General features: G+C 67.6%; 15 protein-coding genes. 11 read left to right on the top strand and 4 right to left on the bottom strand.

Annotated features, from left to right (window positions below; all coding sequences use genetic code 11):
- The first annotated feature begins 312 nt into the window (after positions 1 to 312).
- Positions 313 to 1089 carry a hypothetical protein gene (locus LZD57_RS13570; RefSeq protein WP_233720018.1) on the top strand — a complete coding sequence of 259 codons (777 nt, stop codon included), beginning with the start codon at positions 313 to 315 and terminating at the stop codon, positions 1087 to 1089.
- Between the two features lie 101 nt (positions 1090 to 1190).
- Here LZD57_RS13570 and LZD57_RS13565 read toward each other — a convergent pair whose 3' ends face one another.
- Together LZD57_RS13565 and LZD57_RS13560 are read right to left on the bottom strand one after the other, a co-directional pair.
- Positions 1191 to 1841, bottom strand: coding sequence for an alpha/beta hydrolase (locus tag LZD57_RS13565; protein ID WP_233720017.1), 651 nt, complete (start codon positions 1839 to 1841; stop codon positions 1191 to 1193).
- A gap of 151 nt (positions 1842 to 1992) precedes the next feature.
- Entirely contained in the window at positions 1993 to 2934 is a 942-nt protein-coding gene (locus LZD57_RS13560) for a ring-cleaving dioxygenase (RefSeq protein WP_233720016.1), read from the bottom strand.
- Positions 2935 to 3120: 186 nt separating this feature from the next.
- On the opposite strand from LZD57_RS13560, the gene LZD57_RS13555 reads away from it, so the two are divergent.
- The 6 genes from LZD57_RS13555 to LZD57_RS13530 all read left to right on the top strand — a co-directional run bounded on the left by LZD57_RS13555 (position 3121) and on the right by LZD57_RS13530 (position 11846).
- Entirely contained in the window at positions 3121 to 4608 is a 1488-nt protein-coding gene (locus tag LZD57_RS13555; RefSeq protein WP_233720015.1) for a cryptochrome/photolyase family protein, read from the top strand.
- Positions 4609 to 4738: 130 nt separating this feature from the next.
- Positions 4739 to 6733, top strand: a complete 1995-nt coding sequence (locus tag LZD57_RS13550) for a putative bifunctional diguanylate cyclase/phosphodiesterase (RefSeq protein ID WP_233720014.1) — start codon at positions 4739 to 4741, stop codon at positions 6731 to 6733.
- Positions 6734 to 6911: 178 nt separating this feature from the next.
- Positions 6912 to 7829, top strand: coding sequence for an SMP-30/gluconolactonase/LRE family protein (locus LZD57_RS13545; RefSeq protein WP_233720013.1), 918 nt, complete (start codon positions 6912 to 6914; stop codon positions 7827 to 7829).
- Positions 7830 to 8089: 260 nt separating this feature from the next.
- On the top strand, positions 8090 to 9004 hold the full coding sequence (locus tag LZD57_RS13540) for a crotonase/enoyl-CoA hydratase family protein (protein WP_233720012.1): 915 nt from the start codon (positions 8090 to 8092) through the stop codon (positions 9002 to 9004).
- A gap of 138 nt (positions 9005 to 9142) precedes the next feature.
- Positions 9143 to 11500, top strand: a complete 2358-nt coding sequence (locus LZD57_RS13535) for a putative bifunctional diguanylate cyclase/phosphodiesterase (protein ID WP_233720011.1) — start codon at positions 9143 to 9145, stop codon at positions 11498 to 11500.
- 184 nt (positions 11501 to 11684) lie between these two features.
- On the top strand, positions 11685 to 11846 hold the full coding sequence (locus LZD57_RS13530) for a hypothetical protein (RefSeq protein ID WP_233720010.1): 162 nt from the start codon (positions 11685 to 11687) through the stop codon (positions 11844 to 11846).
- 116 nt (positions 11847 to 11962) lie between these two features.
- On the opposite strand, the gene LZD57_RS13525 is transcribed toward LZD57_RS13530, so the two are convergent.
- Together LZD57_RS13525 and adhP are read right to left on the bottom strand one after the other, a co-directional pair.
- A complete protein-coding gene (locus LZD57_RS13525; protein WP_233720009.1) occupies positions 11963 to 12790 on the bottom strand; it encodes a universal stress protein in 828 nt (275 codons plus the stop codon).
- A gap of 16 nt (positions 12791 to 12806) precedes the next feature.
- A complete protein-coding gene (adhP, locus tag LZD57_RS13520) occupies positions 12807 to 13880 on the bottom strand; it encodes an alcohol dehydrogenase AdhP (protein ID WP_233720008.1) in 1074 nt (357 codons plus the stop codon).
- 196 nt (positions 13881 to 14076) lie between these two features.
- Between adhP and LZD57_RS13515 the strand changes: the two genes are divergently transcribed.
- From LZD57_RS13515 to nirD, 4 genes are all read left to right on the top strand, one after another.
- Positions 14077 to 14667, top strand: a complete 591-nt coding sequence (locus tag LZD57_RS13515; RefSeq protein WP_233720007.1) for an ANTAR domain-containing response regulator — start codon at positions 14077 to 14079, stop codon at positions 14665 to 14667.
- Positions 14667 to 15785 (top strand): CmpA/NrtA family ABC transporter substrate-binding protein, encoded by a 1119-nt coding sequence (locus tag LZD57_RS13510; protein ID WP_233720006.1) that lies wholly within the window; start codon positions 14667 to 14669, stop codon positions 15783 to 15785. Before LZD57_RS13515 ends, LZD57_RS13510 begins: the two co-directional genes overlap by 1 nt.
- Before the next feature lie 562 nt (positions 15786 to 16347).
- Positions 16348 to 18801 (top strand): nitrite reductase large subunit NirB, encoded by a 2454-nt coding sequence (nirB, locus tag LZD57_RS13505; RefSeq protein WP_233720005.1) that lies wholly within the window; start codon positions 16348 to 16350, stop codon positions 18799 to 18801.
- Complete coding sequence (nirD, locus tag LZD57_RS13500) at positions 18798 to 19148, top strand: nitrite reductase small subunit NirD (RefSeq protein WP_233720004.1); 351 nt, start codon at positions 18798 to 18800, stop codon at positions 19146 to 19148. The genes nirB and nirD overlap by 4 nt, the downstream gene beginning before the upstream one ends.
- Positions 19149 to 19234: the final 86 nt, after the last annotated feature.

The following is a 19234-nucleotide window of genomic DNA, read 5'->3' as shown; positions in this document are numbered from 1 at the left end:
GCCTGGACTTTGGCAACGCTGGTTCGGCAATGGACAGGGACATGAGAGCGCTCCGCGAATCAAACCCCTTCATCGAATCAGATCAAAAGCAACCCGTCATCCGCTGTCATATGAATTCGGAGCCCTGCGCAGCGTTCGCACACACTTGAATTTTTCCCCCGACGGTGGAATCATACCCGCGGGGCCTAGAAACGGCATGCTTCAATGTTACTCCAGTTTCCAAGACGGCTGGACCTCGTTCGCGAGTTTGTCGGCCAGGCTTCCCTGTGTCCATCGTCGTGGACGCCACTCCTCCGATCCATCGAGAAGGCCATGCCTGGGGCGCAAGCCCGGCTGAGACGCGTCGACCGAAACGTCGCGCGCCGTGGCCTCATGGTGCGCCGCGCCCTGTCCGTCGCCAACCGGACGCGCCTGCGCTATTCCGAGGGCGGCTGGCAGGACGATTGCCATCAAAGACTCGAAGCCGGGACGGTCTTCCGCTTCGACGAACTCGACCGCCTCGCCCGGCCCGATCTCGCGGTGGACGGCGAGCCGACCGGTGCCGGCCTCATCCTCCACGACTGCGCCCAGCAGAGCTGGTTCCTGACCGTCTGCGCCCCGCCGCAGCGCTCGGACGAATTCCTGCCGCCCGTCCTGACGCTTCTCAATCGCCTCGCCGGCGATCTCGTTCCGGCCTTCCTGGTCTCTCACGCCACCGGCAGCCCGGACCAGCCGAGCCGCCCGACGATCGAGTGCGTCTGGGACCGCATCGCGTCGCCGGTGCTGCTTCTGTCGCGGGACATGACGATCGAGGCGGCGAACGTCGCCGCCGAGGAGCTCTTGCACGAGGCCCGCTATTTCCGCCGCGGGCTGCCGAACGACCGGCTGGCGCTCGCCGATCGGGGCGACGAAATGGAGATCGAGGCGGCGATGGGCCGGCTGCTCGCCCATCGGCGCGACACGGCCCGCGTCACGCTGCGCGGCCTGCGCCGTGCGCGGCCGCTCGGCCTGACGCTCCGGCGCGCCGGCTCGCCGGTCTGGCGCCAGCAGTTCGTGCCGGAACTTTCCGAGGCTTCCCACGTGCTGGCGATCTTCTCCGAAGCCTGCTGACGTCTCGGGCACCGGCCCGCCAGCAGGCGGCTGGCCCGTCGCCGGCCTCGCCTTGGTCGGCACCCGCCGGATCGAAACGGGCCGACGTGGAACGGCGAGCCTCAACCGATCGCCCGCAGCAGGGCGACGGCCCTGGCGATCTCGTCGGCGTTGATCGAGTGGCCGGGCTCCGGATAGAGCACCGCGTCGACCTCCGCGCCGCGCTCCGCCAGATGGCGCTCCGTCTCCATCACCCGCAGCGCCGGGATGAAGGGATCGGTCCGGCTGCAGCCGAGGAAGACCTTCGTGCCGGCAAGGCTCGCCGTCTCCGGCCGGTTCGCCGCATCCGGTCCGATCAGCCCGCCGGAAAAGCCGAGGACGCCGGCGAGACTGCCGGCGTTGCGCGCCAGATATTCGAGCGACAGGCAGGCCCCTTGCGAAAATCCGGCGAGCACCGTGCGCTCCGGTCCGAATCCCTCAGTCGCGAGGCCTTCGAGGATCGACCCGATCCGCCCCAGGGCGTCTGAGAGATGGGGCTCGTTCGCCGCCAGGGGCTGGGTGAAGGGGGCCGGATACCAGGCCCCGCCCGGGGCGTCGGGCGCGACGTAGAAGACGTCGGTGAGGCCGAACGCATCGGAGAGGCCGATGATGTCGGCAGCCGAGGCGCCGCGGCCGTGGATGCAGACGACGGCGAGCCGGGCGTCCTTCGGTGCGCTGCCGGCGGCCAGAAGGCCGCTTTCTGCCAGCGGCCCGGTCAGGCGGATTTCGGACATCGAAGGCTTCCTTCTCGAAGGATGAACGTCGCCGACAATGGCGGCGCGGGGGTGGCGGGCCGATCCCGGGTCGAATGGGGCGCGCTTGCCCCCAGCGGACTTCGGCCCGGTCTCATTCCGAGGGTCGGCGGCAAGCCGCCCCCCGCCCGCCTCAGGCGAGCGGCTTCAGATTGGCCTCGATCGCCGCCCGCTTCGGCTCGAGGAAGGGCGGCAGCGACAGGCTTTCGCCGAGGGTCGCCAGCGGCTCGTCGACGGCAAAGCCCGGACCGTCCGTGGCGATCTCGAAGAGGATGCCGTTCGGCTCGCGGAAATAGAGCGAACGGAAATAATAGCGCTCCACCTCGCCGCTCGAGGGCACCCGGTATTGCTTCACCCGCTTTGCCCATTCGGTCAACTCGGCATTGTCGTTGGTGCGGAAGGCGACGTGGTGGACGCCGCCCGCGCCCTGGCTCGCGGGCGGAAGATGCGGCTCGACGGCGACGTGCAGCTCGGCTGCCGGGCCGCCCGCGCCCATCTCGAAGACGTGGACCGTCGCGCCCGCCTCCTCGTATCGCCGCGCCTCGCGCATGTTCATCACCTGGGTGAGCAGCGCCTCGGTCGGCGCCAGTTGCGGCACCGAGAGGACGATCGGGCCGAGGCCGCGGATCTGGTGCTCCGCCGGGACGGGGCTGCCGTCCCAGGGATTGGCCTCGCCCGCCCCGCCGTCGTCGACGAGCCGCAGGCGCTGACCCTCGGGATCCTCGAAGTCGATGGCGTCGCGACCGTCGAGGCTGCGGATCGCACCGGCCTCAAGGCCCTTCTCCTTCAGCCGCCCGGCCCAGTAGTCGAGGCTCGCCCGGCCGGAAACGCGCAGCGCGGTCCTGGCGATCGAACGGGTGCCGCGGCTTTCGCGCGGCGCCGGCCAGTCGAAGAAGGTCACGTCCGTGCCCGGCGACGCCAGCCCGTCGGCATAGAACAGGTGGTAGGCCGAGGTGTCGTCCTGGTTGACGGTCTTCTTGACCAGCCGCAAGCCGAGCACGCGGGTGTAGAAGTCGAGATTGGCCGGCGCGTTCGCGGTGATCGCCGTCAGGTGGTGGAGACCGGTCAGGGTCATGGTCGCCTCCGTTGGTTGGTGTCCGAAAGATAAGGCATCGCCTCGCCGGGTCGGCAGTGGACGATTCGTGACGAATCGTCGTCGTATCGTGAACGGCCGTTACCTGTTTCGTCCCGACGGATCGTCGCAGCGGGTCGCAACCGCGCCAACGGGCTCCAGTTACGCAGCCGACCATCGAAACCTGCCATGGAGACGAGACAGCCGATGTCGAAGCGGGAGAAGCGAGCCGAAGAAGCGCCCGAGGGGCCGATCGTCGTCTGGATCCGCGACGATCTGAGGCTCGACGACAATCCGGCGCTCGCCCATGCCGCCGAGACCGGCCGGCCCGTCGTGCCGCTCGTCGTGCTGGACGAGGACTCGGCGGGCGTCCGCGCCCTCGGCGGCGCCCACAAATGGTGGCTGCACCATTCCCTGGAGAGTTTTGCGAGCTCCCTGCGCGGCATCGGGTCTGAGCTGACGCTGCGCCGGGGCAAGGCGAAGGACCACGTTCTCGACGTCGTCGAGGCGGTCGGCGCGACGGCGCTGTTCTTCAACCGCCGCTACGATCCGGCATCCCGAAGGATCGACGACGCCGTCGAGACGGCACTCGGCGAGGACGTCGAAGTCGAGCGATTCACCGGCAACATCCTGCACGAGCCGGAAGCGGTCCAGACCAAGTCCGGCGGCTATTACAAGGTCTATACGCCGTTCTGGAAGAACGTCTCGGAAACCGGTTTCCGCGATCCGATGGATCCGCCGAAGGGGCTGAAGCAGCCGGACGACTTCCCGAAGTCGGAAAGGCTGAAGGACTGGAACCTGCTGCCGACGAAGCCGGACTGGTCTGGCGGCATCCAGGACCTCTGGACGCCCGGCGAGACGGCGGCGCAGGAGCGGCTCGAGCACTTCTGCGACGATCTCCTCCAGGACTACGAGGCCGGTCGCGAAAAGCCCTTCGCCGACGAGACCTCGCGGCTGTCGCCGCGTCTGCGCTGGGGCGAGATCTCGCCCTTCCGCGCCTGGCACACTGCCAACGCCTATGCCTCGCGGCGCAAGACCATCCCGGATGCCGCCATCCGCACCTTCCGCCAGGAACTCGTCTGGCGCGACTTCAACTACCACCTTCTCTACCATTTCGGCCGCCTCGAGGCCGACAATTTCAACGACCGTTTCGACGGGTTCTCCTGGCGGAGATCGCCGAAGGACCTGAAGGCCTGGCAGAAGGGGCTGACCGGCTATCCGATCGTCGATGCCGGCATGCGCCAGCTCTGGCAGACCGGCTGGATGCACAACCGCGTCCGGATGATCGTCGGCTCCTTCCTGACCAAGGACCTCCTGATCCAGTGGCAGGAGGGCGAGCGCTGGTTCTGGGACACGCTGGTCGACGGCGACATCGCCTCGAACACCGCGCAATGGCAGTGGGTGGCGGGGTCGGGGGCAGATGCCCAGCCGTTCTTCCGGATCTTCAATCCGATCACCCAGAGCGAGAAGTTCGACCCCGAAGGCGCCTATATCCGCGCATTCGTACCGGAGCTGAAAGACGTGCCGGCCGAGGCGATCCACGCTCCATGGGAGGCCGATGAAAAGGTCCTGGCCAAAGCCGGTGTCACCCTCGGCAAGGACTATCCGAAGCCGATCGTCGACCACGGCGAAGGTCGCCAGCGCGCGCTCGACGCCTATCAGAAGGTGAAGGGCTAGACCGCGTGCCTGGGGCGTTCCGGCCGGGCTCTGCTGCGACGCCACTCACGAGCGATTTTTAGCCGCCCACGCGCACCGAAAAATTTACCTTTGTCACTCAGTGTCTTGGCATGGGCGAGTGGCGCGTTTCATGATTTCACTTCTGACCAAACGGCTGTTCTGGACGAGTATCCTGGGGGCTGCGGCGATCTTCGCCGTCGTCGCGGGAAGCGTCCTTGCGATCGGACACGAGGCCGTCGGCAGGTTGGTCGAAGCCGAGATGCGCAGCCGCGGCCAGAACTTCGCCGACCTTCTCCTCGGCCCGCAACGCTATGCCGACGCCATGCTCACGGGCATTGCCCGCGACCCGGAGGCCGAGAATTTCGTGCGCCGGGTGGCCGACCTTTCGAGCATCGACGGCTACGCGCTGTTCGACCGGAACGGCGAAGAAGTGTTCCGGTCCCGGTCCGAGCGCTATGAATGGCTGCTCCGGGACCGTCCGGGCGGCGTCTCGACGGGCGACAAGCTGTCTGCGTCCACCGTCTCCCGTCCGGGCGCCTGGCAGGTGGTCTCCGACGCCGGGCAGACCAATCCCTCGGTGATCATGCCGCTGATCCGCGACGGCCGGACCATCGGCTTCCTGTCCGTCGTCTCCGACATGATCGCCGAGCGCTACCACTATCAGTCGACCCTCGCCCGGACCTACGCCCTCGTCATCGTCGTCGTCCTCGCCGCGACCATCGTGCCCTTCGTCCTCTTCCATCGCCGCCGCCGCCGGATCGCCGAGGCGGACGAACGCATCCGCTTCCTCGCCGACCACGACTCCCTGACGCAGCTTCTGAACCGCCGCCGCATGCAGGAAGCCTGCGACCAGCTGCTGTTCAAGATCCGGGCGACGCGCGAGGAGATCGCCTATCTCTACGTCGATCTCGACGACCTGGCGGAGATCAACGATCGGTGCGGCCAGGCGAGGGGCGACGAGATCCTGCGCATCGTCGCCCGCCGGCTCGCCGCAAGTCTCGACGAGGAGGACCTGGTCGCCCGCATCGGTCCGGACGATTTCGCCATCGTGCGCCGGCGGGTCTCCGATCGCCGCCTCGTCGGCGAACTGGCGCAGAAGCTTTCGGAGGCCGTCGGCGAGCCGGTGGAGATCGACGGCCATCAGATCGTGCCGAAGATCTCGATCGGCTGCGCCTTTGCGCCCGAACACGGGCGTAGCCATTCCGAACTCGTCAAGCATGCCGAGATCGCGCATTTCCATCACAAGGCCGACCGGCAGGGTCCGCTGGTGTTCTTCGAGCCGCAGATGGACGAGGTCATGCACCGGCGGCGCCACGTCGAGGCGCACATCAAGCGCGCGGTCGAGAACGACGGGTTCGAACTGTTCTATCAGCCGCTGGTCCGGGGCCACGACGGCTCGCTCGTCGGGTTCGAGGCGCTGGTGCGGCTTCGCGACGAGAAGGGCACTCTGATCCCGCCGTCGGAATTCGTGCCGATCGCCGAAGCGCGCGGCTACGTCAAGGCGATGGGCAGCTGGGTGATCCGCGAGGCGACGCGGCAGATTGCCCAGTGGCCGGCGCCGCTCTTCGTCTCGGTCAATCTCTCCGCCGTGCAGTTCGTCGACGGCGATCTCGTGGCGATCATTCGCAGCGCCCTCGACGCGGCGGGGATCGAGGGCGAACGGCTCGAGGTCGAGGTCGTCGAATCGCTGATGCTCGAACGCTCGACCGCGATCCTCGACCAGCTCTTCGCCCTGAAGCAGCTCGGCATCTCCATCGACATGGACGACTTCGGCACCGGCTACTCGTCGCTCGGCTATCTCTGGCGCTTCCCCTTCGACAAGCTGAAGGTCGACCAGTCCTTCATGAAGGCGCTCGAAAACGGCGAGCCGAACGTCAAGGAAATCGTCCGCACGATCGTCTCGCTCGCCCATCAGATGAAGATGAAGGTGACGACGGAGGGCGTCGAGACGGAGGAGCAGGCGCGGTTCCTCGCTTCGCTCGGCTGCGATCAGCTGCAGGGCTACTTCTTCGGCAAGCCGCTTCCGGCGGGCGAGATCGCCGAGAACTTCCTCGTCGGCTATCGGCGCAACGATCGCTTCGGCGAGGGCGCGCGAAGCGCCGCGGCGATCCGCCGAATCGCCTGAAGCCGTCCGCTCGGCCAGCCACGAAGCGCCCGACTCCGGCCGTGACAACGAAGACGTCAGATCCTAAGGCTTGCAGGGTTCCGGCAGGTCGGGATGAACGTGTCCGGGAGGCGGACCACCCCGATGCCGGCAGCGCCGCGCCGACGGGCGCAGGCGACACGAGCGGGAGGATGCAACGATGACGAATTCGGAGATTTTCGAGGTTCTCGACCGGCGCTTCTCGCGCCTCTTCGTGCCGACGGCGCGCCTCGACACGCTGTTCACCGGCTGCCGCTGGGCCGAGGGCCCGGCCTATTTTCCCGCCGCCCGCGCGCTCGTCTGGTCGGACATCCCGAGCGACCGGATGCTGCGCTACGACGAGTGCACCGGCTCGGTCGGGGTGTTTCGCCAGCCCGCCGGCCATTCCAACGGCAACACGGTCGACAGGGCCGGCCGGCTGGTCACCTGCGAGCATGGCGGCCGGCGGGTTTCGCGCACCGAGTTCGACGGCCGGGTCGTCACCCTCGCCGATCGTCACGACGGCAAGCGGCTGAACAGCCCCAACGACGTGGTGGTGAAATCCGACGGCACGGTCTGGTTCACCGATCCGACCTACGGCATCGACAGCGACTACGAGGGCCACCGCGGCGACAGGGAGCAGCCGGGAAGCCTCGTCTTCCGCTTCGATCCCAGGGACGGAAGCCTCGTCGTCGTCGCCGACGACTTCGTCCAGCCGAACGGCATCGCCTTCTCCGGCGACGAACGCCACGTCTACATCGTCGACACCGGCGCCACCCACGTCGAGGACGGCCCGAGGCACATCCGCCGGTTCGCCGTCTCGGACGACGGGCGGCTGTCGGGCGGCGAGGTCTTCGCGGTTTCGACCAGCGGCCTCTTCGACGGCCTGCGGCTGGACGATGCCGGCCGGATCTGGACGAGCGCCGCCGACGGCGTCCACTGCTACGATCCCGACGGAACGCTCGTCGGCAAGATCCACGTCCCCGAAGTCGTCGCCAATCTGTGCTTCGGCGGCCCCAAGCGAAACTATCTCTATATTTGCGGCACGACCTCCCTCTACGGGATCAGGCTGCCGGTGAACGGAGCCAAGACCTTCTGAGAGCACGGGCCCTCGATGGCGGCGAGCGTCTTCCGGTCCTTTCCGGGTCTCGGCGCGTCGACGGATCCGGCCGGCAACCGGACGCCCGGTTCGAGATGTCGCCCCCGGACGTGGAGGGCCGGCACTCGCCGGAGCCGCGCCGAACCTGGTTGCGATGGCCTCAATGAAAACCCGAGCGTTAACTTTATCTTAGGTTTCGATTTTACAGATTGCGATTGCAGGATTAGGCATTGGTCGTCCCCCGTGTGGAGATCGTACCGATGTCGCAGGTTCATCCAGTCGATACCAGCCACGGTGTTTCCGCTGCCCTTTCCGCTTCGGGGGTCGTCGACCGCATCGTCGACCGGACCGGCCCCCTTCCCCAGCTTCAGCTGATGTTCGAAGAGCAGCACCGGCTCCTGTGGCTGGTCATGCATCCGGAGCCGAAACCGGTCTTCACCCTGCCTCTCGTCGACAGCGTGCTGCGGGTTCAGAACGCGCTCCGGGCGATGGTCGAGGCCGGCGAGCCGATGCCGGTCGAGGTCATCGCCTACCGCACGGCCGGGCCGGCCTTTTCGCTGGGGGGCGATCTCGACTATTATCTCGCATGCCTCGCCCGGCGCGACCGGGGCGGTCTCGTCCGCTACGCGGAGACGGCCTGCGCCGTGATGGCGGGCAATCTCTCCGGGCTCGGCGGCCGTTTCGCCACCGTCGCGGCCGTGCATGGCAGGGCGCTCGGCGGCGGCATCGATCCGGCCCGCGCGTGCCACGTCATGGTGGCAGAGGAATCGGCGACGTTCTGCTATCCCGAGATCAGCTACAACCACTTTCCGATCGCCGCCGCGCCGATCCTCACCCGCCGCATCGGGGCGGTGGAGGCGGAGCGCATGCTCTTGTCCGGTCGCGCCTTCACCGCTGCGGAATTCTACGAGAAGGGCGCACTCGAGGCCGTCGTCGATGACGGCGCGGGTGCCATGTGGGTTCGCGAATTCTGCACGAAAACGGCGGCGAGCCGGCGCTCGCGCATCGCCATCGCCGCCGCCTTCGACCGCATGGCGCCCGACCTTGCGGCGGAACTCGCGATCGCCGGCGCAGCCTGGGTCGATCACATGCTGGCTCTGAGCGAGGCCGAGATCACCCGGCTGCAGCGCATCGTTCAGGCCCAGCAGCGGCTGCTCGCCCGAAGCGCCGGATGAGGATTTCCCGGGCGCGGGACGAGCGCCCGACCGGTTGGCTCGAGACAAGATTTTCACCGCCTCGCCATCTCCTTTCAGTCAAGCGTTAACATCTCCGCCCTAGGCTGCGGCATAGTAGCTCACCACGACGGACGGGCGGTGTCAGTTTCAACCAGAGGCCATTTCGCCTTGCAGACGGCAAAGGCCAGGAAGACGCGCCGCGTGCCGTTGCAAGGGCAACGCGGCGTCCCGGCGTCGCGCGAAAGCATTCTCGTCGGCTCGCTGTTCTCGTCCCCGGCCTCGCTCGTTCTTTCCAACGCCGTCGGCATCCTGGTCATGCTGATTTCCTGGCGATGGACCGGCGACCGCACGTTCGCGGGACTGGCCGTCGCGGCGACCCTCGTCCTCATGGGACGGATCGCGACGCTCGTCCGCTATCGTCGCGCCTCCCACGACGGGGAGAGCCGCCCGGCGACCCGACGCTGGGATCTCGAGTTCCAGATCGGCGCGACGGTCTTCGCGCTCCTCCAGGGCGTCTGCTCCTTCCGGGCCATCGCCGCCACGGAAATGCCCGCCGTGCAGATCCTCAACGTGATCGCCGCGGTGGCCTTCGCTTCGGGATATGTCGCGCGCAATGCGGCCAAGCCGAAATACGTGATCATCCAGGTGCTGTGCCTGTGCGTCCCGCTGATGATGGCGCTGGAACAGTCGAAACAGACCAGCTACCGGATCATCGCGGCCTTCATCATCCTCTACATCGTGACGAACTTCCTCATCGTCCTGTCGCTCAACCGCAATCTGAAGGCTCTGGCGGACGCGACCGCAGCCGCGCAGGACAAGGAAGCGTCGTCGCGCAAACATGCCGAACAGGCCGATCTCGCGCTGCGCTCGATGACCCACGGCCTCGTCACCTTCGACGCCAGCCTGGTGCGCGAGCTTCAGAACGACCGGCATGGCGATCTCTACGGCGTCGATGCCGAGACGAACGATCTCGAAACGATGCTGACCGACGCGATCAGGGCCCGGCATCTGTCGCGGAGCGATGCCACGCTGATCCGCCAGGACGTCCACCGGACCCTCAAGCAGAAGGCGACCAGCGCCCGCGAACTGACGACGCCGTGCGGCAAGACGCTGCTCGTCCATGCCGAACCGACCGATGCGGGCGGCGTCCTCATCGTCACAGAAGACGTCACCGAGCGGAAACTGACCCAGCAGAAGATCGAGACGCTGGCCCGGACCGATCCCTTGACCGGCCTTGCCAATCGTCACGAACTCGACCGCATCCTGGCGTCGATCGGGCCGGGCTTTCGGGAGGGGATCGGTTCGGTGTCGATCCTCTACATCGACCTCGACGACTTCAAGACCATCAACGATTCCCTCGGCCACGGTGCCGGCGACAAGGTGCTCGTGGCCATCGCCGAGCGCATCCGCACGGCCTTCCGGCTGACCGATTTCCTGGCCCGGTTCGGCGGCGACGAATTCGTCGCGATCATTCCGTCCGCCGATGGCGAGATCAGCCTCGCGGCCGCCGAGCGGCTGATGCTGGCGCTCGCCCCGCCGGTCATCGTCGGCGAGCGCAAGTTCTCGATCAGCGCCAGCATCGGCATCGCCATCGGCCCCCGCCACGGTCGGGACGGCGGTTCGCTGATGACCGCCGCGGACCTCGCGCTCTACGAAGCCAAGACCGGCGGCAAGAACCGGGCGTGCCTGTTCCGCCCGGAAATGGCAGCCTCCTTCCGCCGCCGCACCGAACTCGAAAACGAGATGCGCGAAGGCCTGGCGAGCGGCCAGTTCGAGCTTCACTACCAGCCGATCGTGGAAATCGCCTCACGCAAGGTCGTCGCCCTCGAAGCGCTGCTGCGCTGGAATCATCCGGCCAAGGGCCGCATCTCGCCGGCGGAATTCATCCCCATCGCCGAGCGCAGCGACCTGATTTCGGATCTCGGCGAATGGGTGCTGGAGCGCGCCGCCACCGACATCGTCCTTTTGCCGGGCGAGGTTTCGGTCTCGATCAACGTCTCGCCGATGCAGTTTCGCCAGCCGGGGCGCCTGGTCGCGGCGATCCGCGCGATCATCGAGGACCATGCCGTGCCGGCCGACCGGCTCGAACTGGAACTGACGGAGTCCGTCCTCGTCGACGATCCGGATCAGACGCTTGCGACCATGGCGGAACTCAGGGCCTTCGGCATCCGCTTTGCGCTCGACGACTTCGGCACCGGCTACGCCTCGATCGGCTATCTCGCCACCTACTCCTTCGACAAGGTCAAGATCGACCGCAGCTTCGCCAGCGTCATCTCCGAGAACGAGGCTTCGCGCTCGATCGTCGAACTGGTGCAGCACCTCGCCGAACGGATCGGCTTCACGGTCGTCGCCGAGGGGCTTGAGAGCAGACTTCAGGTCGAGGCGATCGCCGCCACGGGCATTTGCCTCGCGCAGGGCTATTTCTTCGGCAAGCCCGAGGCGATCGGCCCGCTCGCAAAGCGCCTGTCCGCCTCGATCGTCATCCCGGAGCGCTGAACCGCCCCGTGGCCCCGACCGAGGCCTCGCCGGCATCGGCGCGCGATGCCGGCCTATGCCTTGCCGACAAATCATCCACCCGAGACATGCACGTTCTGCATGGCAGAGCCCTCGGATCGTCGCTTCAACTCCTCCGATAGGAAGTCTATCTTGAGGGAGATGAAAGTTGAAAGGGAATGTTGAAATGAAACGCCAAAGAGGTTTCGTCGCGGGCGTGGTCGATTTCTTCGAAGACGTTCGGGCAGCCCGTCATTGTGCGGTCGCGCTCGAGGGCGGGCGCAAGCCGCCGGAGGCCGCGCTGCGCCGCCTCGGCCTGAACAGCCGGATGTTCGACCGCTACGTCTGATCCGGCCCGGCGCGAGCCCGGTTCGACATGGCGGGCTCAGCCGGCCGGGTCCACGGCCACGCCGGACGCCGCCCCGGATCGGCTCAGGCGCCCGGCCGTCGGACCTCTCGCCCGCCTTACCGCGACATCAGCACGGGCGCGGTCATCTGCTGCAGGATCTGCCGGGTGACGCCGCCGAACAGCATCTCGCGGATGCGCGAATGACCGTAGCAGCCCATCACCAGAAGGTCGGCGCCGACGTCGGCGAGATAGTTGAGCAGCGCGTCCGAAACGGCGATGTCGCCGCTGTAGGTGGCGTTCGCCTCGATCTTCAGGCCGTGGCGCGCCAGTGAAGCCGCGAGATCGGCGACCGGCGCCAGGCCCGACTTGGCGTCGCTGCGATGCGGATCGACGGCGATGACCCGCACGACCTCTGCTTCCGACATAAGCGGAACTGCGTCGAAGGCGGCCCGCGCCGCTTCCCGCGTGCCGTTCCAGGCGACGACGGGACGCGCGCCGACGGCGGCAAAGCGTCCCTCCCGCGGCACGAAGAGGATCGGCCGGCCGGTCTCGAACAGAACGTCCGTGACCAGCCCGCCGCCGAACCATTCCGACGTGTGCGACTGGGCGACGACGACGAGGTCCGAGCAGAGGGCGTGCCGGGTCACCGACCGGGCATAGTCGGGGGCGCTCGGCTCCTCGCAGCGCCATTCCATTGAAACGGCCGTCGCGGCGCCCCGCGCCTCGAAGGCGGCGCGCACGGCCTCGGCCGTATGGCGCAGCGACTTGCGCGTCTCTTCCAGATATTCGACCGAGATCTCCGTGGCGAGATCGGCGAGCGCGCTCGGCGTCACGTGCAGCCCGACGACGTGGGCGCGGTGCCTCTCGGCGATCGGCAGGACGACGTCGAGCAGCCGGTCGACGCGTTCGGCGGCATCGAGGCAGACGAGTATGGTCCGGTACATGGCCTCCTCCCGACGCTCACGCGGCCCGTGACGCCGGCGCGGCCTGTCGCGCGGTCCCGGCGATGTCGATGTCGAGCACCATGCGCCCCTCGATTCTGCCCGCCTTCAGATCGGCGAAGATCTCGTTGATCGCGGAGAGCGGCGCGGTCCGCACCTCGCTCTTCACCTTGCCTGCGGCGGCAAAGGCGATCGCCTCGTCGAGATCGGCGCGCGTTCCGACGATCGACCCGCGAACGGTGATGCGCTTCAGGACGACGTCGAAGATCGGCGTCGGGAACTCGCCGGCCGGCAGTCCGACGAGACTGACGGTGCCGCGCCGGCGCACCATGTGGAGCACCTGGTTGAAGGCCGGCACGGAGACCGCCGTGACGAGGACGCCGTGGGCGCCGCCGCCGGTGACCTCGAGCACTTTCTCGACCGCGTCGGGCGCCGAGGCGTCGATCGCCACGTCCGCCCCGTCGCGCTTCGCCAGTTCCAGCTTGTCGGCCGCGATGTCGAGGGCGACGACGTTGAAGCCCATCGCCTTGGCATATTGCACGCCGACGTGGCCGAGGCCGCCGATGCCGGAGATCGCCACCCATTGGCCGGGCTTGGCGTCGGTCTCCTTCAGGCCTTTGTAGGTCGTGACGCCGGCGCAGAGGATCGGCGCGATGGCGGCCAGATCGACGCCGGCCGGCAGCCGCGTCGCGAAGGGAGCCGCGGCGATGACGTATTCGGCAAAGCCGCCGTTGACGCTGTAGCCGGTGTTGTGCTGGTGCTCGCACAGGGTCTCCCAGCCGGTTTCGCAATATTCGCAGGCGCGGCAGGCATCGTGCAGCCATGGCACGCCGACGAGGTCGCCGAGCGAAAGCTCGGTGACGCCCGCCCCGAGTTCGGCGACGGTGCCGACCACTTCGTGGCCGGGAATGAACGGCAGTGTCGGCTTGACGGGCCAATCGCCCTCGGCGGCATGGAGATCGGTGTGGCAGACGCCGCAAGCGGCGACCTTGACGAGAACCTCGCCGGGGCCGGGCCGCGGCACGGGGACGTCTTCGAGAACGAGCTTCTCGCCGAAGGCATGGACGACGGCGGCTTTCATCATCTGGGTCATGTCGGGAATCTCCATCCGGTTGGACCCAGACTAGACCCGGCGCCCCGAGGAGCATTGATCGGGATCAAGCGCGGCGATTTTCGTCGCGAGACGGCCGATTCTCGCGGAGCCTTCCGGCGAAGGACTTTCGGCCGCAGCGTCAGATCGCGTTTTTTGCCGTTGCGCATTCGATTTTCGCAGGTGCAATATTCTCCTCATGTCGCAGCCGCTCACCATCCTTCTCGTCGACGACAACGGCCTGCGCTCCTCGATCATCGAGGAAGGGCTGCGGGAGGCCGGCTACGGCAACGTGTCGGTCGTCACCACCGTCGCCGGGCTGGTGAAGCGCATCGAGATGCTGGAGCCCGACGTCATCGTCGTCGATCTGGAAAATCCCAACCGCGACCAGCTCGAACATTTCTTCCAGGTCTCACGCGTGGTGAAGCGGCCGATGGCGATGTTCGTCGACCGCTCCGACACCGCCGAGATCGAGGCGGCGATCGAGGCCGGCGTCTCGGCCTACGTCGTCGACGGGCTGAAGAAGGAGCGGATCAAGCCGATCCTCGAAATGGCGATCTCGCGCTTCAATGCGGTCAGCCGCCTGTCGCGCGAACTCGCAGAAGCCAGGTCGGAGCTTGCCGAGCGCAAGATCATCGACCGCGCCAAGGGCATCCTGATGAAGGCCAAGAAACTCGACGAGGCGGGGGCCTACAAGCTGCTGCGCCGCACCGCGATGAACGAGAACCGCCGGATCGGCGAGGTCGCCGCCAGCCTCGTTTCCGCCTACACCCTGCTCGGAGACGACTGATGGCCGGGCCGAGCTTCGTCCGCGCCGGCTATGTGCCGCTTCTCGACAGCGCCGTCCTGATCGCCGCGGCCGAAAAGGGCTTTGCCGAGGAGCGCGGCGTCGTCCTGTCGCTGCAGCGGGAAACCTCCTGGGCGACGGTCCGCGACCGGATCGGCGTCGGCCAGTTCGACTGCGCCCACATGCTGGCGCCGATGCCGATCGCCGCCAATCTCGGCCTCGGGCCGCTTCCCGTGCCGATGCTGGCGCCGATGGTGCTGGCGCTCGGCGGCAACGGCATCACCGTTTCCAACGCGGTCGCCGAGACGATGGACCGGTGCGCGCCGGAGGGATTCGACGAAACGCCGGCGAGCGCCGGCCGGGCTTTCGCGGCGGTGGTGCGGCGCCGCGTCGAGGCCGGCGAGGCGCCGCTGCGGCTCGCCGTCGTCCATCCCCATTCGAGCCACAACTACGATCTTCGCTATTGGCTCGCCGCCTCGGGCGTCGTGCCGGAGAAGGACGTCGAGATCACCGTCCTGCCGCCGCCTCTGATGCCGGACGCGCTCGCCGGCGGCGGCATCGACGGCTTCTGCGCCGGCGAGCCCTGGGCGACGATCGCGGTGCAACGGCGGGCGGGGCGGATCGTCACCAGCCGGGCGGAGATCTGGCGGCGCGGACCGGAAAAGGTGCTCGGCGTCCGGCGGGCCTTCGCCGAGGAAAATCCCGAGACGCTGTCGAGCCTGGTCATGGCCCTGTGCGACGCCGCCGCCTGGTGCGCCGATCCGGAGAATTTCGAGACCCTCGCCGGGCTCCTTTCCGCCCCGGAGCGGATCGACGTCGCCGAGGCCGCGCTGATGCCGGGGCTGGCCGGCCGGCTGGAAACGGCGCCGGGCCGTTTCCGCCAGATCGCCGACTTCATGGTCTTCGCCGGCGGCGGCGCCAACCGGCCCGACCCCCGCCACGGCCGCTGGCTCTATCGCCAGATGACCCGCTGGGGCGACGCGCCTTCCTCCGATGCGGGCCTGAGGATCGCCGACGAGACCTTTTCGCCGACCCTGTTCGACGCGGCCATGGGCGGGACCGGAACCAACTCCCCGGAAGCCGGCGAGCGGCCGGCCGGGCTGTTCGACGCCGAGGACTGAGCCGCGGCAGACCCGAACTGACTGGCGGCGCCCGAAGCCGGCGGATGTGCATTCCTGAAAGGCAAATGCTCAGCCCGTTCGCGTCGACACTGCCCAAGCCGATTTCAATTTGAATATTTTATGTGCATTATTTTTTGAAGCTCAAAAAACTTGCGAAAATGCGCTTGTCCGCATTGCGGACTGCCGCCGTCTGCTCTAACACTATGCCGTGAGGCGTTACTGTCGCCTCGCAACATTCGGCGTCCAAAGGCGGGCGTCACTGGCAAGGCTGCCGACACTTCTTTGCACCGTCACAGACCATCGGTCGTGACGCGAAGGGTCGGGCAGCCTTTTTCTTTGTCCAAACATCATCAGGCCGACGCTTCCCTGCGTCCGGCAACGGGAGAACTTTGCCGAATGCCGGTCCCGACCGCGATCCTCGGACGTTGCTTCGTCGTCGTTCCGCCCGCCGGAAATGACGTCGGGGTGCCGCACTTCTCCGCCGCGGCCGGTCGATCCCTTCGGCCGATCGATCCGCGCCGCAATTCCGATCCCTGCCGCAACTCCATGGAGCCTCTCGCCCATGCCTGAAAAGCTCGTCGTCATCGGCAACGGCATGGCGCCCGGCCGGGCGCTGGAGCACCTCTTCGAAAAGGCCCCCGGCCAGTACGAGGTCACGATCTTCAACGCCGAGCCGCGGGTCAACTACAACCGGCTGATGCTCTCGCCGGTGCTGTCCGGCGAAAAGACCTATGAGGAGATCGTCACCCACGACGACGCCTGGTACGCCGCCAACGGCGTGACGCTCCACAAGGGCAAGCGGGTCGATGCGATCGACCGCACGGCCAAGACCGTCACGGCAGCCGACGGAACCACGGCGCCCTACGACAAGCTGATCATCGCGACGGGCTCCAGCCCCTTCATCGTCCCGATCCCCGGCTCCACCCTGCCCGGCGTCCTCACCTATCGCGACCTCGACGACGTCGAGACGATGCTGGAAGCGGCGAAGAGCGGCGGCCGCGCCGTCGTCATCGGTGGCGGCCTGCTCGGCCTCGAAGCCGCGGCCGGCCTGAAGCTGCGGGGCATGGACGTCACCGTCCTGCACCTGATGCCGACGCTGATGGAGCGCCAGCTCGATCCCGCCGCCGGCTATCTCCTGGAACGCTCCCTGAAGGCGCGCGGCATCGACATCGTCACCAAGGCGAACACCCACGCCATCCTCGGCGAGGACAAGGTCGAGGGTGTGAAGCTCGACGACGGCACCGTCATCGACGCGAGGATCGTCGTCATGGCCGTCGGCATCCGCCCTTCGGCGGGTCTTGCCAGGGCGGCCGGGCTCGACGTCGGTCGGGGAATCAAGGTCGGCGACGACATGCGCACGTCGGATCCGGACGTCTTTGCCCTCGGGGAATGCGTCGAGCATCGCGGCCAGTGCTACGGCCTCGTCGCGCCGCTCTACGAGATGGCCGAGGTCGTCGCCTCGCAGCTCTGCGGACCGTGCGAGAGCCACTATCTCGGCTCGGTGACCTCGACCAAGCTGAAGGTCACCGGCATCGACCTGTTTTCGGCCGGCGACTTCGCCGAGGGCGACGACCGCGAGGAGATCGTCCTGCGGGACGCGAGCGCCGGCGTCTACAAGCGCCTCGTCGTCAAGGACGACTGCATCATCGGCGCCGTGCTTTACGGCGAGACGGCGGACGGCGCCTGGTTCTTCGACCTGATGAAGAAGAAGACGCCGGTCTCGGAGATGCGCGAGACGCTGATCTTCGGCCAGTCCTACCAGGGCGGATCCCCGCTCGACCCCATCGCCGCCGCCGCAGCCCTGCCGGACGATGCGGAGATCTGCGGCTGCAACGGCATCTGCAAGTCCAAGATCACCGGCGCGATCACGGCCAAGGGCCTGACCACGCTGGAAGACGTCCGCGCCCACACGAAGGCGTCCTCTTCCTGCGGCACCTGCACCGGCCTCGTCGAGCAGCTGATGGCGCTGACGCTGGGCGATGCCTTCAACCCTCAGGCCGTCAAACCGATGTGCGGCTGCACCGACCTCTCCCATGCGGACGTGCGCCGGCTGATCGTCGCGAAATCCCTGAAGTCGATCCCCGAGGTCATGCAGGAGCTCGAATGGAAGACCTCCTGCGGCTGCGCCAAATGTCGGCCGGCGCTGAACTACTATCTCCTCGCCGACTGGCCGGGCGAATATGTCGACGACGACCAGTCCCGCTTCATCAACGAGCGCGTCCACGCCAACATCCAGAAGGACGGGACCTACTCCGTCGTGCCGCGCATGTGGGGCGGCATGACGACGTCGCAGGAGCTGAGGGCGATCGCCGACGTCGTCGACAAGTTCCAGATCCCCTCGGTCAAATGCACCGGCGGCCAGCGCATCGACATGCTGGGGGTGAAGAAGGAGGACCTGCCCGCCGTATGGGCCGATCTCAACGCCGCCGGCATGGTCTCCGGCGCCGCCTACGGCAAGGCGCTCAGAACGGTGAAGACCTGCGTCGGCACCGACTGGTGCCGCTTCGGGACGCAGGATTCCACCGGCCTCGGCATCCGGGTCGAAAAGTTCATGTGGGGGTCCTGGACGCCGGCCAAGGTCAAGATGGCGGTCTCCGGCTGCCCGCGCAATTGCGCCGAGGCGACCTGCAAGGACGTCGGCGTCATCTGCACCGACGCCGGCTACGAGATCCACTTCGCCGGTGCGGCCGGGCTCGACATCAAGGGCACCGAGGTGCTCACCCAGGTGAAGACCGAGGAGGAGGCGCTCGAGACGATCGTCGCCCTCGTCCAGCTCTATCGCGAGCAGGGGCACTATCTCGAGCGCATCTACAAATGGGCGAAGCGGGTCGGGATGGAGTCGATCAAGGCGGCCGTCGTCGACGACGCGGCGAAACGCCGGGTCTATTTCGACCGCTTCGCCTTCAGCCAGAAGTTCGCCCAGCGCGATCCCTGGGCAGACCGGGCGAGCGGCGGCCTGGCGAGCCACGAGTTCAAGCCGATGGCCGACATCTCGTTTCAGGAGGCCGCGGAATGACCGACTGGCACAGGATCGGTCTCGTCACCGACATTCCGCGGCGCGGCGCGCGCTGCGTCGATTCCCCCTTCGGCCGGATCGCGGTGTTCCGCACCGCCGAGGACCGGATCTTCGCCACCGAGGATCGCTGCCCGCACAAGGGCGGGCCGCTGTCGCAGGGGATCGTCCACGACTCCTCGGTCACCTGCCCGCTCCACAACGCGGTGATCTCGCTGCAGAGCGGCGCGATGCGCGGCCCGGACGAGGGCCGGGTGCGCGTCTTCGCGACGCGGGTCGACCCGCTCACCGAGGTGATCGAACTCTCGCTCGACGAGGAGACGGCCGGCATCCGGGAAGCCGCCGAGTAGCGCCGCGGGGCGGGCGAAAGCCGGCCCATCCGCATCAGACCGACAGACCGACAGACCGACGACGACAATCAACCAAAGCAGGGGAA

The organism is Jiella avicenniae, assembly GCF_021390325.1.
Taxonomy (GTDB): domain Bacteria; phylum Pseudomonadota; class Alphaproteobacteria; order Rhizobiales; family Rhizobiaceae; genus Jiella; species Jiella avicenniae.
This window is presented reverse-complemented; position numbering and strand designations above follow the sequence as displayed.